Source organism: Phenylobacterium sp. (assembly GCF_041913825.1).
Lineage (GTDB): Bacteria > Pseudomonadota > Alphaproteobacteria > Caulobacterales > Caulobacteraceae > Phenylobacterium.
Genome location: NZ_JAYSEO010000019.1, coordinates 66,257 through 82,727, shown reverse-complemented (window position 1 = coordinate 82,727; position 16,471 = coordinate 66,257). Strand labels below are relative to the sequence as shown.

The following is a 16,471-nucleotide window of genomic DNA, read 5'->3' as shown; positions in this document are numbered from 1 at the left end:
GGCGGGGGCCGATCTCACCACCCCTGCTGCAGGGAATAGAAGGCTTATGACCTCGAAGAAGACGGGTTACCTCCTGGGCGCGGTCGCGGGCGCCGGCGTGATGGCCGCGGCGGTCGCGGGCGCTGGCATGCGGCTCCCCGCGGCCCAGGCTGCCGACCAGCCCCAGCTCATCCGCGCCTCCACGGCGCCGATCTTCGCCCCGCCGCCCGGCGCGCCGATGTCGTACGCCGACATCTTCGAGCGCGTCTCGCCGGCGGTGGTCTCCATCAACGTGACCAGCCGGGTCGATCCGAACGCGCTGCGCCGCGCCATCCCCGGCCTGCCGTTCCTGCTGCCGAGCCCGGACGACGAGGACGGCGGCGACGACCCGACCGCTCCGCCGCAGGGCGGCCAGACCGAGCGCGGCCAGCCGCGCCTCCCCAGCCAGCAGTCCTCGGGCTCGGGCTTCTTCATCTCGCCGGACGGCTACATCGTCACCAACAACCACGTGGTCGAGAACGCCGAGCGCATCACCGTGGTGATGAAGGACGAGACCGAGCTCGACGCCGAGATCATCGGCCGCGACGAGGGCACCGACCTGGCCGTGCTGAAGGTGAAGGGCCGCAACGGACCGTTCCCCTTCGTGAACTTCGAGGAAGCCGCCAAGCCGCGGGTCGGCGACTGGGTGATCGCGGTGGGCAACCCCTTCGGCCTGGGCGGCACCGCCACGGCCGGGATCATCTCCGCCTACGGCCGCGACATCGGCGAGACCTTCGTCGACTACATCCAGATCGACGCGCCCATCAACCGGGGCAACTCGGGCGGTCCGACCTTTGACATCTACGGCCGGGTCATCGGCGTGAACACGGCCATCTTCTCGCCGTCCGGCGGTTCGGTGGGCATCGGCTTCGCGATCCCGGCGGAAGTGGCCAACTCGGTCACCAAGCAGCTCATCAGCGGCGGCCGCATCCAGCGCGGCTACATCGGCGCCTCGATCCAGAACTTCACCCGCGAGATGGCCGAGGCCCAGGGCATGGGCGACCAGCGCGGCGCGATCGTCGGAGACCTGGTTCCCGGCGGCCCGTCCCAGCGCGCCGGCCTGATGGTCGGCGACGTGGTGGTCGCCATCAACGGCCAGGCGGTGAAGACCTCGTCCGAACTGACCCGCCGCGTGGCGCAGGCCCGGCCGGGCGATGCGCTCCGCCTCGAGGTGATCCGCGACGGTCGCCGCCGGACGGTGGAAGTCCGCTCCGGCACCCGTCCGTCCGAGCGTGAGCTGGCGTCCAACGACAACACGCCGGGCTCGCGCGCTCCGGCCGCTCCGGCCGCCCCGACGGCGCCGGTGATCGGCCTGGCCCTGGCTCCGCTGGACGACGCCTCGCGCCGCACGCTCAACGTGCCGGCCGACGTGCGCGGCGCGCTGGTCACCAGCGTCGACCAGTCCTCCGACGCGGCCGAGAAGGGCCTGCGCCGCGGCGACCTGATCACCCGGGCGGGCGACCGCGCGGTGGCCAGCGCCGCCGACCTGTCCTCGGTGGTGGAGGCGGCCCGCAAGGCCGGCCGCACCAGCGTGCTGGTGGGCGTCTACCGCAACGGCCGCACGTCCTTCCTGCCGCTGAAGGTTTCGGGCTAGGTTGGGTTCTCGCGGGGGCGGAGAATCATGCGGATCCTGATCGTCGAAGACGACCTCGAGGCGGCCGAGGCCATGGAGCGCGGCCTCACCGAAGCCGGTTACGCCTGCGTCCGGGCGGCCGACGGCGAGGAAGGCCTGGCGGCCGCCCGCGACGGCGAGTTCGACGTGATGATCGTCGACCGCATGATGCCTCGCATGGACGGCGTGACCCTGATCACCACGCTGCGGCGTGAGGGCGATCAGACGCCGGTCCTGTTCCTCTCCGCCCTGGGCGAGGTGGGCGACCGCGTGGCCGGGCTGCAGGCCGGCGGCGACGATTACCTCGTGAAGCCCTACGCCTTCGCCGAGCTGATCGCCCGGGTGGAGGCGCTCGCCCGCCGCCGGGAGACCGGCTCGGTGCAGACCCTGCTGCGGGTCGGCGATCTCGAGATGGACCTCATCGCCCGCACCGTGCACCGCCAGGGCAAGGAGATCGACCTCCAGCCACGGGAGTTCCAGCTCCTCGAGTTCATGATGCGCCACGCCGGCCAGTCGGTGACCCGCACCATGCTGCTGGAGAAGGTCTGGGAGTACCACTTCGACCCCCAGACCAACGTCATCGACGTGCACATCTCCCGCCTGCGCTCGAAGATCGACAAGGGCTTCGACCGGCCGATGCTGCAGACCGTCCGCGGGGCGGGCTACCGCCTCGACGCCTAAGAGCCGGCGGCGCTTCCCGTGCGCCTGCCGCGCATCTTCCGGACCACCCCGTTCCGGCTGACGCTGCTGTTCCTGGCCCTGTTCGCCAGCGCCGCCTTCGCCTTCCTGGCCTATATCTACGTGGCCACCGCCGGCGAGGCGGCCCGCCGGACCGACCAGGAGATCACCCGCGAGATGCGATCGCTGGTGGCCGCCTACGACCGCGCCGGCATCGCGGCCGTGAACCAGGCGACCATCGAGCGCGCCGCGGCGGAGCGGCCGTTCCTCTACCTGCTGATGGACCGCGCCGGCGAGACCATCTCGGGCTCCATCGAGGAGAGCCCGGTGGAGGAGTTCGACGGCCAGCCCACCTGGACCACCTTCCAGATCACCGAAGAGGACGAGCAGGGCCGGCTTGTCCGCAATCCCGCGCGCGGCCTGCAGCAGCGGCTGAGCGGCGGCGAGATCCTGTTCGTCGGCGCCGACGTGGGCGAGGACGAGGCCTACGTCCTGAAGATCATCAACGCGCTCTGGGGCGCGGGCGCCCTGGTGGTGATGCTGGGTCTGGCCGGCGGCGTGCTGGTCAGCCGCAACGTCAGCCGCAGCATGGCCGGCCTGACCGAGGTCGTGGACGCCGTGCGCAACGGCGATCTGGGCGCCCGGGCCCATGTCCGTGGCACCCGCGACGAGTTCGACGAACTCGCCCAGGGCGTCAACGAGATGCTCGATCGGCTGGAGCGGTCCATGGCCGGTCACAAGCACGCCGGCGACGCCATCGCCCACGACCTGCGCTCCCCGCTCACCCGCCTGCGCGCTCGGCTGGAGGCCGCCTACCTGGACGTGGAGGCCGGCAAGGGCGATCCGCAGGAGGCGCTGGCCCAGGCCCTCACCGACACCGACGGCGTGCTCAAGACCTTTGGAGCCGTGCTCTCCATCGCCCGGCTGCAGGCCGCCGGGACGGCGCCTGACCCGGTGCTCTTCGACCCCGCCGACCTCGCAGGCGACATCGCTGAACTCTACGAGCCGCTCTGCGAGGACAAGGGCATCGACTTCGCCGCCGAGTTCGCCAAGGACCTGCAGGTGCGCGGCAACCGCGAGTTCCTGGCCCAGGCGCTGGCCAACATCCTCGACAACGCCATCAAGTACACGCCGTCGGGCGGGGCGATCATGCTGCGGGTTCGCCGCCGGTCCTCGGGCGAGGTGGAGTTTTCGGTCACCGACACCGGGCCCGGCGTCCCGGAAAGCGACCGGGAGCGCGTCGTTCAGCGCTTCGTGCGGCTGGAGAACAGCCGCAACGAGCCAGGCGCCGGCCTCGGCCTCTCCCTTGTCGCAGCCGTCGCCGAGGCGCACCGTGGGCGTCTCGAGCTGACCGAGGGGCCAGGCAAGGTGGGTGAGATGGGGCCCGGGCTGCGCGTCGCCCTGGTCCTGCCGCGCGCCTGACCGGGCTTGGCGGGGCGCCCCGCCGGCTGGCAAGGAAGGCGGATGACGCTCGCCGCCCAGATTCAGCCCTCCGGACCGGTCCTCGACGCCCGCGCCGCCGAGCGCGCCCGCGAGATCGTCGAGACCCGCTGGACCGCGCCCACCCTGGAGACCGCTTGGCCCACCCTGGCCTGGGTCTTCGGCGCCTCGTCCTACCTCGCCAGTCTCGCGCGCCGCGACCCGGAGATGCTGGGCCGGATCCTCGGGGCGGATCCCGCGGCGCGGCTGGCCGACGTGCTCGCGCGGACCGCCGCCGCCGCCGCCCTCGACACCGAGGCCGCCACGGTCGAGCTGCGCAGGCTGAAGGCCGAGCTGCACCTGCTCACCGCGCTCTGCGACCTGGGCGGCGTCTGGAACCTCGATCAGGTGACCGGCGCGCTCACCCGCTTCGCCGACGCCGCCGTGGCCGCCGCGCTCGCCGTCGCCGCCCGCGGCGAGCTGGCCGCCGGCCGCCTCGCGCGGCTGGGGGACGGCGAGGAAGGGCCGGTCCCGGGCTGGTTCTGCATCGCCATGGGCAAGCAGGGCGCCTACGAGCTGAACTACTCCAGCGACATCGACGTCTCGGTCTTCTTCGACCCCGACCGACTGCCCCTCGCCGAGGGCGTCGAGCCTCAGGCCTTCGCCGTCCGCCTGACTCACCGCGTCTCGGACCTGATGCAGGCGAAGACCGGGGACGGCTACGTCTTCCGCATGGACCTGCGCCTTCGACCGGATCCGTCCTCCACCCAGCCGGCCGTGCCGATCCCGGCGGCGCTGGAGTACTACGAGACGGTCGGCCAGAACTGGGAGCGCGCCGCCTTCATCAAGGCCCGGCCCTGCGCCGGCGACCTCCCCGCCGCCCGCGCCTTCCTCGCCGAGCTGCAGCCCTTCGTCTGGCGCCGCAACCTCGACTTCGCGGCCATCGCCGACATCCACTCCATCAAGCGCCAGATCCACGCCCACAAGGTGGACGAGCGCGTCTCGGCCAAGGGTGTCGACCTGAAGCTCGGCCGGGGCGGCATCCGCGAGATCGAGTTCTACGTCCAGACCCAGCAGTTGATCCTCGGCGGCCGCAATCCGGACCTGCGCAGCAACCGCACCCTCGACGCCCTCGCCGCCCTGCGCGAGGCCGGCCATGTGGAGCCGGAGGCCTGCGCCGAGTTGACCGAGGCCTACCGGACGCTCCGCGCCGTCGAGCACCGCATCCAGATGCTGGAGGACGAGCAGACCCATCGGCTGCCGGAGTCCGACAACGAGCGCCGCCGCGTGGCCGCGCTGTTCGGCTATGCCAACCTCCGCAGCTTCGACGCCGCGGTCACCCGCACGTTGAAGACGGTCAATGGCCGCTATGCCGAGCTCTTCCCGGAGGAGGAGCCGCTGTCCTCCCGCTTCGGCAGCCTGGTGTTCACCGGCGTCGACGACGACCCGGAGACGCTGGCGACCCTGACCCGGATGGGCTTCTCCAACCCGGCGCGCGTCTCCCAGACCATCCGGAGCTGGCACCACGGGCGCATTCCGGCCACCCGCACCGAGCGCGGCCGGGAGCTGTTCACCCGCCTCGCGCCCCGGCTGCTCGACGCCTTCCAGGCCACCGGCGCGCCGGACGCCGCCTTCAACCGCTTCTCGGACTTCTTCGCGCGCCTGTCGTCGGGCGTGCAGCTCCAGTCGCTGTTTCTCGCCCAGCCGCGGCTCTTCGAGCTGGTGGTGCAGGTGATGGCTTTCGCACCAAGGCTCGCCAGCACGCTTTCCCGCCGGCCCGCCGCCATTGACGCCATGCTCGACGCCGAGTTCTTCGAGCCCATCGCCATCGCCGAGGACCGCGCCGTCGTGGCCGCCGCGGTGGCCCGCGCCCAGGGGTTCGAGGAGGCGATGGACGCCGTCCGCCGGGCGCACCGCGAGCAGGCTTTCCGCGTCGGGGTGCAGGTGATGAGCGGCGCAGCCACCGCCGAGGTGGCCGGCAAGGCCTTCGCCGACCTCGCCGACGTCTGCATCGAGGCGCTGGCGCCTGCCGCGCTGGGCGAGACCGAGCGTCTCGGCGGCGCGTTCGGGGGGGAGGTGGCGGTGGTCGCGCTTGGCAAGTGCGGCTCGCGCGAGATGAGCGCCGGCTCCGACCTCGACCTGATGACCCTCTACCGCGCGGCTGACCCGGCCGGCATGTCGGAGACCAAGGGCTGGGACGCCTCCACCTTCTACGGCCGGTTCACCCAGCGCCTGATCGCCGCGCTCTCCAGCCAGACGGCGGAAGGTGGCCTGTACGAAGTCGACATGCAGCTCAGGCCCTCCGGGACGAAAGGCCCGGTGGCGGTGAGCTGCGCCGCCTTCGACGCCTACTACCAGGGCGAGGCCGAGACCTGGGAGCTGCTGGCGCTCACCCGCGCCCGTGTGGTGTGGGCCTCGTCGGAGGCCTTCGCCGCCCAGGCCGCCCAGGCCATCGAGGCGGCGCTCCGCCGCCCGCGCGAACGCCGCCGCACCGCCGCCGACGTGCGGGAGATGCGCGAGCTCCTGGAGCGCGAGCGGCCGCCGAAGGGCGAGTGGGACCTCAAGCTCTCCCCGGGCGGCCTGGTGGACATCGAATTCGCCGCCCAGTTCCTGCAGCTCGCCCACGCCGCCGACGGCGGCCCGCTGGAGCCCAACACCGCCGAGGCGCTCGCGGCCTTCGCGAAGGCCGGCCTCGCCCCCGCCGCACCGCTCGCGGCGCTACAGGAGGCCTGGGCCCTGCAGCAGAACCTGACCCAGCTTCTCAAGGTCGCGCTGGAGGACAACCCCGACCCTGCCCAGGAGCCCAGGGCCTTCCAGGTTCTGCTCGCCCGCGCCGGCGGGGCGCGAACCCTGAAGACCCTGTTCGCCAAACTTTCGACATCGCGCGTGGCGGCGCGGAAAGCCTACGACATCGTCGTGCAACCGTGACTGTGGAGAAGGGGGGCGGCGACGTTCGGACGGGAGCGAAGCCTCGTGTGCATCCCGTAAGGACAGAAACGATGAAGACCCTCCTCCTGGCCGCCACGGCGGCCACCCTCATGGCCGGTGCGGCCGCCGCCCAGGACCGCCAGCCCCGCAATCCCGACGCCGACAACGACGGCCGCGTCACGCTTGCGGAGTTCCAGGCCGCTCAGTCGCAGCGCGCGGAGCGGATGCTCGCCCGCCTCGACGCCGACCGGAACGGCGCGCTCAGCCAGGCCGAAATGCAGGCGCTCGGCGGCAAGGGCCAGGGCGGCGGCCGACTGCTGGCGGCGATGGACGCCGACCGGGACGGCGCCGTCAGCCGCGCCGAGATGGACGCCGCGGCGAAGGCCCGCTTCGACGCCGCCGATGCGGACAAGGACGGCGTTCTCGCCGGCGACGAACTGCAGAAGCTGCAAAAGGCCCGCGGCCACCGCGGCCATCGGGGCGTGTAGCGGCATAAGGTGGGGGCTAGGCCACCGCGGCCTGGCCCCTGGCCGGCTCCTGCGCCGTCTGGCGCACCGGCAGGAGGAAGCTCGCCTCCGTGCCCTGTCCCGGCGCGCTGCGCAGGTCGAGCATCCCGCCGTGCATCTCCACCAGCGCCTTGCTGAGCGCGAGCCCCAGGCCCGTGCCCTGCTGGGTCTTCGAGTGCTGGCTCTCGATCTGTTCGAACGGCCGCGCCAGCCGCAGCAGGTCGTCCCGCGCGATGCCGATGCCGGTGTCCACCACCGCCACCCGCACCCGCTGGCCCAGGTGCTCGGCGCGCAGCTCGGCGCGGATGGTCACCTTGCCGCCGCGCGGGGTGAACTTGATGGCGTTCGACAGCAGGTTCAGCAGCACCTGCTTCACCGCCCGATAGTCGGCCTCCACCTCAGGCAGGGCCGGGAACCGCACGTCCAGCGTCAGGCCGGCGGTCTCGGCGCGGTTGCGCACCAGCCGGGCGGCGTCCTCGGCCACCTCCTCCAGCGAGACCGGCTCGATCCTGAGCGTCATCTTGCCGGCCTCGATCTTGGACATGTCGAGGATGTCGTTGATCAGCGCCAGCAGGTGCTGCCCGGAATGCAGGATGTCGCGCGCGTACTCCTTGTAGCGGCGGTCGCCGAGCGGGCCGTACATCTCGCCCAGCATGATCTCGGAGAAGCCGTTGATGGCGTTCAGCGGGGTCCGCAGCTCGTGGGACATGTTGGCCAGGAACTCGCTCTTGGCCTGGTTGGCGCTCTCGGCGCGGACCTTCTCCACCTCGTACTTGCGCGCCAGCTCGGACAGCTCCGCCTGGCTGGCTTCCAGGTTCGCGACCGCCTTGCGCAGCGCCTCCTCGTTGCGCCGGCGGGCCTCCTCCTGGGTCTTCAGCGCGGTGATGTCCGCGGCGGTGACCACCAGGCCGCCCTCCGCCGTGGAGCGTTCGGAGATCTGCACCCAGCGGCCGTCGGCCAGCTCGGCCTCCCGCACGCCCCGGGCGCCGCCCGGGTCCGGCAGCTCTTGGCGCACGGCCTGTCGGGCGAACCGCTCCACCTGCTCGCGCTGGACCCCCGGCTTCAGGAGCTGCGGATCGAGCCGGAAGTAGCTGCGGTAGTTCTTGTTGCACATCAGCAGCCGCCCGTGCCGGTCCCACAGCACGAAGGCCTCCGACACGCTCTCGATGGCGTCGCGCAGTCGGGTCTCGGCGGTCTGGGCGCGGGCCTGGGCGAGGCGTTCCTCGGTGACGTCCAGGGCCACCCCGATGATCCGGGCGAAGCCGCCCTCCGCCGCCTCGCCGAAGCCCTGGCCGCGGGCGTCGATCCACACCGGCCGCCCGCCGATCGGGGAGGGGACCTGGAAGGAGACGTCGAAGCCGCCGTAGATCGCCGCGTTGGCCAGCGCGTCGCGCAGGCCGTCGCGGTGGCCGGGGGCCACGCGGTCCAGCACCTGCTGGCCGTCCACGACCCCGCCGCGCCAGCCGAACAGGGTGCCAGTGACGTCCGACATGAAGATCCGGTCGGTGGTGAGGTCCCACTCCCAGATGCCGCAGCGCGCGGCCTCGACGGCGAGGCGGAAGCGGTGTTCGGAGTCGGTGTAGGCGGCGTGAGCCTCCTCGACCCGGCGCCATTCCAGCAGCAGCAGCAGGCCGAGCGCGAAGGCGGTGGCCAGCGGCGCCGACAGCCAGATGAGCTGCTCCTCCGGCGCCTGCGGGCCGGCGCGGATCCGGCCCACCGCCACCGCCGTGTAGACGGCCAGCAGCAGCAGGGTGGAGAGGATGGCGATCCGGGCGAAGCTGTAGCTGGGCGGACGGCGTGCGGACGAGTCCTCGCCGCCCGTGGCCACAGGCGCATCAGCCGCGTGCTTTGCTCCGCGCCTGGCCAACGCCTGCCGCCCCCTCCGAGTCATTCCCTCAGGAGGCGAGTCTACGGTGCGTCGCCCGCCCCGTCACCCGGTCCAGGCGCGGCCATTCGGCCTCAGGCGTCCTCGCCCAGGGCCCGGCTGACCAGCTCGAAGACGTTCTTCGACAGGCCCTGCGTCTGCAGGATGCGCTGGAGCTCGGCCTTCATCCGCGCGCCGAGTTCGGGCGTGTAGCGCCGCCAGCCCCCGAGGGGATCGACGAGGCGCGCGGCGATCATCGGGTTGTAGCCGTCCACCGCGATGATCTGGTCCGCCAGGAAGCGGTAGCCGGCCCCGCTCGGGTCGTGGAACCGCGCCGGATTGAAGTTGGCGAAGGTGGAGACCAGGGCCCGCAGTCGATTGGGGTTCTTGGGGTCGAAGGCCGGATGGGCGGTCAGGCCCATGACCCGGCCGAGCGCCGTCTCGGACGGGTCGCGCGCCTGGACGGCGAACCACTTGTCGATGACCAGCGGCTCGGACTTCCAGCGCTCGTAGAAGTCGGCGAGCGCCGCCTCGTAGGCCTGTCCGCCGATCAGCATGAGCGCGGACAGCCCGCCCATGGCGTCCGTCATGTTCTTGGCCGCGCGGTAGTGACCCTCGGCGATGTCCGCCACCTCGGCCCGCGGATTGGCGGACATGAGGTCGAGAGCCGCGTTGCGCAGCGCGCGGCGGCCGGCGCCGGCTGCGTCCGGGGTGAACTCGCCCAGGTCCTGCAGGCCCGTGTGGAGGTGGCGCAGCTCGGCGTTGAGGTGCAGGGCGAGCCGGAGCCGCAGCGCCTCGCGGGCCTCGTGGATCGCCGCCGGGTCGGCCGGCGTCATGGCCAGGGCCAGGTCCGACTCGGAAGGCAGGGCGAGCAGCAGGGCCTTGAACGCCGGGTCCGACGCCTGGTCGGCCAGCGCCCGGCCGACCGCCTCGGCGTAGCGTTCCTCGTTGACCTCGTCGGCACGGCCCTGGGCGCGCCCGAGGATCAGGCCGCGGGCCAGCTCCTGGCCGGCCTCCCAGCGGTTGAACAGGTCCGGATCGGCGGCGAGCTGGACGTAGCGGTCCTTCGGCGGCGCGTCGGTGCGCAGCACCACAGGCGCCGAGAAGCCGCGAAGCGCCGACACCACCGGGCGGGTGTCGACCCCGGTCAGGGTGACGCTGGCCTGGGGCTGGTCGAGCACGATCACCGTCTCGTCAACCGCCCGGCCGTCCCGTTCGAAGGCGAGCGTGCGGCCCTCGTGGTCCAGCAGGCCCACGGTCACGGGGATCGGCAGCGCCCGCTTGGCCGGCTGGCCAGGGGTCGGCGGCGTCTCCTGCGACAGCGTCAGGGTCAGCGTCCCGGCGTCCTCGTCATAGGCGCTGTTCAGCTCGACCCGGGGCGTGCCGGCCTGCTCGTACCAGGCGAAGAAGTCGGAGAGGTCGCGGCCCGACGCCTCGGCGAAGCATTCGACGAACGCCTCGACGGTGGTGGCCTGGCCGTCCCAGCGCTCGAAGTAGGTGTCCATCCCCTTCCGGAAGGCGTCCGGCCCGATCAGGGTCTTCAGCATCCGGATCACCTCCGAGCCCTTCTCGTAGATGGTCGCGGTGTAGAAGTTGTCGATCTTCAGGTAGGTGGACGGCCGCACCGGGTGGGCGAGCGGCCCCTGGTCCTCGGCGAACTGCCGGGCGCGCAGCGCCTTCACGTCCTTGATCCGCTGCACGGCGTGGCCGCGCATGTCGCCGGAGAAGCTCTGGTCGCGGAAGACCGTCAGGCCCTCCTTAAGGCAGAGCTGGAACCAGTCGCGGCAGGTGATCCGGTCGCCGGTCCAGTTGTGGAAGTACTCGTGCGCCACGACGCTCTCGATGCGCTCGAAGTCCATGTCGGTGGCTGTCGCCGGGTCGGCGAGCAGGAGGGAGCTGTTGAAGATGTTCAGCCCCTTGTTCTCCATGGCCCCGAAGTTGAAGTCGCGCACGGCGACGATCATGAACAGGTCTAGGTCGTACTCGCGGCCGAAGGCCTCCTCGTCCCACTTCATCGAGCGCTTCAGCGCGTCCATGGCGTAGGCGGCGCGGGGCGCCATGCCCGGATCCACGAAGATCCTGAGCTCGACGGTGCGGCCGCTCATGGTGACCAGGCTGTCCTCGAGCACGTCGAGTTCCCCGGCCACCAGGGCGAAGAGGTAGCTGGGCTTCGGGAAAGGGTCGTTCCAGACGGCGTAGTGGCGGCCGCCGGGCAGCTCGCCCTTCTCGAGCAGGTTGCCGTTGGAGAGCAGGTGCTGGAACTTCCGGTCCGCCTCGATGCGGACGGTGAAGCGGGAGAGCACGTCCGGCCGGTCGGGCCAGAAGGTGATCTTGCGGAAGCCCTCCGCCTCGCACTGGGTGCAGAACCGGCCGCCGGACATGTAGAGGCCCTCGAGGGCCTTGTTGTTCTCCGGGTCGATCTCGACCTCGGTCTCCAGCACGAACTGCGCCGGCACGTCCGGGATCGTCAGCCACTCGGCGTCGATGGCGCGCTCGCCGTCGGCCAGCGTCCGGCCGTCGACCGCCACGGAGATCGGCTTCAGGCGCTCGCCGTTGAACCTCAGGGGCTCGGCGTGGTCGCCGTTGCGGCGGACCTGCAGCCTGGCCTTCACCCGGGTGGTGTTGGGCTGCAGGTCGAACGCCAGGTGGACCTCGTCAACGAGGTAGGCCGGCGGGCGGTAGTCGGAGAGCCGGATCGGCTGCGGGGTCTCGGTGCGCATGCAAAGGATTTAGACGCCCCGAGCCGCGCCCGCCAGCGTGGCCGACTCCTCCGGGGGCCCGAAACCGGCGCTCCCGGGAGATCCAGCTAAGCCTTGAGCCACGTCAAGGCGAAGCCTGCCCCTCCGGCGCATCAGGGCGCAGCGGTCATGCCGCCAATGAAGGGGATAGACATGAAAACCATCCAACTCGCCCTGGCCGCCGGGGCGGCCCTGGCCCTTGCGGGCGCCGCCCAGGCGCAGGAGTTCCAGCCCAAGACCGCCGGCACGGTCATGCTGAACGTGCGCGTGACGGACGTGGCGCCCGACGCGGGCGACCCGATCACCACGCTGTCCGGCGCCGCCACCGGCCTGAAGGCCGAGGTGGGCGACAGCGTGATGCCGACCATCGGCCTCAGCTACTTCCTGACCGACAACATCGCCGTCGAGGCGATCGCCGGCTCCACCAAGCACACGGTGCGCGCCAAGGGCGGCGCCACCGACGTGAAGGTGAAGGAGACCTGGGTCCTGCCGCCGACGGTCACCCTGCAGTACCACTTCGCCCCGGCCGCGAAGGTCAGCCCCTACGTGGGCGCCGGCGTGAACTACATGTTCTTCTACGCCGACAAGGACTTCAACGGCTTCGGCCTCGACATCGACGACGGCTTCGGCCTCGCCCTGCAGGCGGGCGCCGACGTCGCGATCCAAGGGCCCTGGAGCGCCAACGTCGACGTGAAGAAGATCTTCTTCGAGACCGACGCCAAGGACCGCTTCAACGGCGTGAAGTCCAAGGTGAACCTCGACCCGTGGGTCGTCTCGGCCGGCCTCGGCTACAAGTTCTGAGGCCACGGGAGGGTCGCGCCGCCGGCGCGGCCCTCACGCCACGTCAGTCTTTCCAGCCTGCCGCCTGCGCGTAATGGTGCGTCGCGAGGAAACGGCGAACGCCGGTCGACGGCGGGATGGCAGGCATGAATTTCGACTTCTCCGACGACCAGAAGTTCCTGAAGTCCGAGGCGCGCAAGTTCCTCGACGCGAACTGCTCGACGGCCCACGTCCGCAAGGTGCTGGACGACGACTTCCGGCCCTATGACGCGGCCCTGTGGAAGGCCGTGGCCCAGCAGGGCTGGCTCGGCGCGGCGATCCCCGAGGAGCACGGCGGGCTTGGCCTCGGCCACCTCGAGCTCTGCGTGATCGCCGAAGAGCTGGGCCGCGCCGTGGCGCCCATTCCGTTCGCCTCCACCGTCTACTTCCTGGCGGAAGCCGTGATGCTGGCCGGGGACGAGGCGCAGAAGGCCGAGATCCTGCCCCGCATCGCCGCCGGCGAGGTGATCGGCGCGCTCGCCGCGTCCGAAGGCCCCGGCCCCGTCACGCCCGGCTCGGTCCAGGCCAGCGTCATGGGTGGCAGGCTCACCGGCGCCAAGGTCCCCGTCACCGACGGCGATATCGCCACGCTCGCGCTGGTGCTCGCCAAGGAGAACGGCCAGCCCGGCCTCTTCCTCGTGGACCTGACTGGGGAGGGCGTGGAGCGCGAGGCGCTGAAGACCCTCGACCCAACGCGCGACGCCGCGAAGCTGACGTTCAAGGGCGCGCCGGCCCGTCGGCTCGGTCCCGCCGGCGAGGGCTTCGCCCTGCTGGAGCAGGTGATGGACCGCGCCGCGGTCCTGCTCGCCTTCGAGCAGACCGGCGGCGCCGACCGCTGCCTCGAGATGGCCAAGGCCTATGCGCTGGAACGCTACGCCTTCGGCCGGGTGATCGCCTCCTACCAGGCCATCAAGCACAAGTTGGCGGACATGTACGTGCGCAACGAGCTGGCGCGGTCCAACGCCTACTACGGGGCTTGGGCGCTCAACACCGGCGCGCCGGAGCTGCCGCTCGCCGCCAGCGCAGCGCGCATCGCGGCGTCGGAGGCCTACTGGTTCGCCGCCAAGGAGAACATCCAGACGCACGGCGGCATCGGCTTCACCTGGGAGGTGGACGCGCACCTCTTCCTGCGCCGCTCGCGGCAGTTGGGCCTCGTGGCGGGCGCGCCACGGGTCTGGAAGGAACGGCTGGTCAGCCAGCTCGAGCGGCGCAACGCGGCCTGAGGAGCACAGCGATGGACTTCAACGACTCGCCTGACGAAGCCGCCTACCGCGCCCAGGTGCGCGAATGGCTCGCCGCCCATGCGCCGAAGCAGGCGCTGGACCCCACCGACATGGAGGGCGGCGGCTCCATGGCCGCCTCCAAGGCCTGGCAGGCGAAGAAGGCCGCCGCGGGTTACGCCCAGATCACCTGGCCGCAGGCCTGGGGCGGTCCGGGCGGGACGCCGATCCAGCAGGTGATCTTCAGCCAGGAGGAGGCGAAATATCCCATCCCGCCGAACCCGTTCCAGATCGGGTTGGGCATGTGCATCCCGACCGTCATGACCTTCGCCGACGAGGAGACCAAGAAGCGTTTCGTCGGACCGGCGCTCCGCGGCGAGGAGATCTGGTGCCAGTTGTTCTCCGAGCCGTCTGGCGGGTCGGACGTGGCGGCCGCGCGGACGCGGGCCGTGCGCGACGGCGACGACTGGATAATCAGTGGGCAGAAGGTTTGGACGACCGGCGCCCAGTTCTCCGACTTCGGCATCGTCATCACCCGAACGAACCCGGATGCGCCCAAGCACAAGGGACTGACCATGTTCTGGGTCGACATGAAGGACCCCGGGATCGAGGTGCGGCCGATCCACCAGATGTCCGGCGGCTCCGGGTTCAACGAGGTGTTCTTCACCGACGTTCGGGTGAAGGACAGCCAGCGGCTGGGCGCCGTCGACGATGGCTGGCGGGTCAGCCTCGTCACCCTGATGAACGAGCGGCTGGCGGTGGGCGGGGCCACGGGGGCCCAGTGGACCCAGTTCCTGGAGGCGGCCCGCGCCCTGCCGGGCCTCGACGGCGCGCCGGCGATCAAGGACCAGGCGCTGCGCGAGAAGCTCGCCGACTGGTACGTCCAGGCCGAGGGCCTGAAACACACCCGCAACCGCACGCTGACGGCCCTGTCCAGGGGCGAGACGCCGGGGCCGGAAAGCTCGATCGGCAAGATCGTGTCCGCCGTCCAGATGCAGGAGCTGGCGCACACGGCGGTCGAGATGCTCGATCAGTACGGGATCATCGACGACCCGGACCTCGCGCCTCTGAAAGGGGCCTTCCACGCCTCGTGGCTGATGGCGCCGGGGCTCCGGATCGCCGGGGGCCCCGACGAGATCCTGAAGAACATCATCGCCGAGCGCGTCCTGGGCCTGCCGGGCGACATCCGCGTCGACAAGGACGTCCCCTTCAAGGACATGCCCACAGGGCGCTGAGGCGCGGCTCGGGGACTAGGCGGTCAGCGCCAGGGGGGCTCGGGCGACCGCCTCGCCGCGCAGGCGCGTGTAGAGCCGGGTCAAGCCCTCGAAGGTGGTGTCCCATCCGTGGCGCTGCTCGACGCGGCGCCGCGCCGCCGCCGACAGCTCGCCCAGGTCGCGGGCGAACAGGGCCTCGATCGCCTCGGCGAGGCCGGCCGGCTCGACGTTCCGGGCCCGCTGGCCCACCGTCTCGTCGATCAACTCGGAAACGCCGCCCTTGGAAGGGCCCACCACCGGCAGGCCGGCGGCCAGCGCCTCCAGCACCACCAGGCCGAAGATCTCGTTCTCGTTGGCGTGCAGGCAGGCGTCGCACGAGGCGATCATGCCGGCGAGCTTCACCGGGTCGCGCTCGTAGTCCAGGCAGATGACGTTGGGCGAGAACCCCACGTCCTTGCCGGCGCCGATCAGCAGCAGCTTGTAGGGCGCGCCCAGCCGCTCCACCGCCGCCACCATGCTGTCGATGTTCTTCTCCCGGGCCGGGCGACCGGCGAACACCAGCAGGCGGGTGTCGGGGTGCAGGCCCAGCCGCTTCAGCAGCTTGCCTCGGTCGCCGCGGGAGGGGTGGAACAGCTCGGTGTCGACGCCGAGCTGCTGGACGCTCATCCGCTCGACGCCGGCCTCCATCAGCCGGTTGGCCATGTGCTGGCTGGGGGCCACCACGTGGTCGAAGCGCTGGTAGGCCTGGGCCCAGAAGTTGAAGGTGGGCGCCTCCGCCCATTCGCCGAAGTGCAGGGCGGCCAGCGTCGCCGCGTCCGTGTGGCAGAAGCCCACCACCGGCACGCCCAGGGCCTCGCCGGCCTCCAGCGCCGCGTGGCCGGGCACGAAGACGTCGCCCGCCTCGATGATGTCCGGCTCGAGCATCCGGATCACCGTCTCCCACTTGGTCAGGCTGGCGGGCATCCGGTAGCCGTCGCCGAAGGGCAGGCGGGTGGCGGCGATGGTGACGACGCCGTCGCTCTCGGCCTGGGTGCGGGCGCCGGGGACCACCAGCGTGTGGCGGATGTCCGGCCGGCGCTTGGTCAGCCAGGCGCGCTTGGCCAGGAGGTAGCGTTTCACGCCGCCCGATTTGGGCGCGTACATCATCGTCGTGTCGATGAGATGGAAGCCGGCCGGCTCGCCGGGAAAGGCCGGGGTGTCGGCGGGATCAAGCCGGATCAGGTTCTCGTGCTCCGGCGCGACGACGTCGAACATTCTGCGTGCCCTTCGTCTCTCGATGACGCTCGTTGATGCTGCAACGAGCAGGGCGACGGAACGATCCCCACGCCGCAGCTTCGGCGCGCGGCGCCGGATGATGCGCGCCCGCGGCGTCTTTGAGTCCTTGGCCAGGGTTCGTGCCTCTCGCCCATGTGGTTTTTGACGAACGCGAACCGCGCTGCCCGTCATGCCGAAGCT

At 71.5% G+C, this 16,471-nt stretch carries 11 protein-coding genes; 8 read left to right on the top strand and 3 right to left on the bottom strand.

What is annotated here, in order from left to right; all coding sequences use genetic code 11:
• The first annotated feature begins 46 nt into the window (after window positions 1-46).
• The 5 genes from ACE3Q8_RS16365 to ACE3Q8_RS16345 all read left to right on the top strand — a co-directional run bounded on the left by ACE3Q8_RS16365 (window position 47) and on the right by ACE3Q8_RS16345 (window position 7,143).
• Entirely contained in the window at window positions 47-1,612 is a 1,566-nt protein-coding gene (locus ACE3Q8_RS16365) for a Do family serine endopeptidase (RefSeq protein WP_374471358.1), read from the top strand.
• A 27-nt stretch (window positions 1,613-1,639) separates the two neighbouring features.
• Window positions 1,640-2,311 carry a response regulator transcription factor gene (locus tag ACE3Q8_RS16360; RefSeq protein ID WP_374471357.1) on the top strand — a complete coding sequence of 224 codons (672 nt, stop codon included), beginning with the start codon at window positions 1,640-1,642 and terminating at the stop codon, window positions 2,309-2,311.
• An 18-nt stretch (window positions 2,312-2,329) separates the two neighbouring features.
• Window positions 2,330-3,730: a sensor histidine kinase gene (locus ACE3Q8_RS16355; RefSeq protein ID WP_374471356.1), complete on the top strand. Its 1,401-nt coding sequence runs from the start codon at window positions 2,330-2,332 to the stop codon at window positions 3,728-3,730.
• Between the two features lie 42 nt (window positions 3,731-3,772).
• Window positions 3,773-6,655 carry a bifunctional [glutamine synthetase] adenylyltransferase/[glutamine synthetase]-adenylyl-L-tyrosine phosphorylase gene (locus tag ACE3Q8_RS16350; RefSeq protein WP_374471355.1) on the top strand — a complete coding sequence of 961 codons (2,883 nt, stop codon included), beginning with the start codon at window positions 3,773-3,775 and terminating at the stop codon, window positions 6,653-6,655.
• A gap of 71 nt (window positions 6,656-6,726) precedes the next feature.
• Window positions 6,727-7,143 (top strand): EF-hand domain-containing protein, encoded by a 417-nt coding sequence (locus tag ACE3Q8_RS16345; protein ID WP_374471354.1) that lies wholly within the window; start codon window positions 6,727-6,729, stop codon window positions 7,141-7,143.
• Window positions 7,144-7,159: 16 nt separating this feature from the next.
• Here ACE3Q8_RS16345 and ACE3Q8_RS16340 read toward each other — a convergent pair whose 3' ends face one another.
• Entirely contained in the window at window positions 7,160-8,989 is a 1,830-nt protein-coding gene (locus ACE3Q8_RS16340) for an ATP-binding protein (protein WP_374471353.1), read from the bottom strand.
• 131 nt (window positions 8,990-9,120) lie between these two features.
• Window positions 9,121-11,745 (bottom strand): aminopeptidase N, encoded by a 2,625-nt coding sequence (gene pepN / locus ACE3Q8_RS16335; protein ID WP_374471352.1) that lies wholly within the window; start codon window positions 11,743-11,745, stop codon window positions 9,121-9,123.
• Window positions 11,746-11,916: 171 nt separating this feature from the next.
• Between pepN and ACE3Q8_RS16330 the strand changes: the two genes are divergently transcribed.
• The 3 genes from ACE3Q8_RS16330 to ACE3Q8_RS16320 all read left to right on the top strand — a co-directional run bounded on the left by ACE3Q8_RS16330 (window position 11,917) and on the right by ACE3Q8_RS16320 (window position 15,037).
• Complete coding sequence (locus ACE3Q8_RS16330) at window positions 11,917-12,564, top strand: OmpW family protein (RefSeq protein ID WP_374471351.1); 648 nt, start codon at window positions 11,917-11,919, stop codon at window positions 12,562-12,564.
• Between the two features lie 125 nt (window positions 12,565-12,689).
• A complete protein-coding gene (locus ACE3Q8_RS16325) occupies window positions 12,690-13,805 on the top strand; it encodes an acyl-CoA dehydrogenase family protein (RefSeq protein ID WP_374471350.1) in 1,116 nt (371 codons plus the stop codon).
• An 11-nt stretch (window positions 13,806-13,816) separates the two neighbouring features.
• Entirely contained in the window at window positions 13,817-15,037 is a 1,221-nt protein-coding gene (locus ACE3Q8_RS16320) for an acyl-CoA dehydrogenase family protein (RefSeq protein ID WP_374471349.1), read from the top strand.
• A gap of 15 nt (window positions 15,038-15,052) precedes the next feature.
• Here ACE3Q8_RS16320 and ACE3Q8_RS16315 read toward each other — a convergent pair whose 3' ends face one another.
• The gene (locus ACE3Q8_RS16315; RefSeq protein ID WP_374471348.1) at window positions 15,053-16,270 is read right to left on the bottom strand and encodes a glycosyltransferase; all 1,218 of its coding nucleotides are present in this window, start codon (window positions 16,268-16,270) and stop codon (window positions 15,053-15,055) included.
• Window positions 16,271-16,471: the final 201 nt, after the last annotated feature.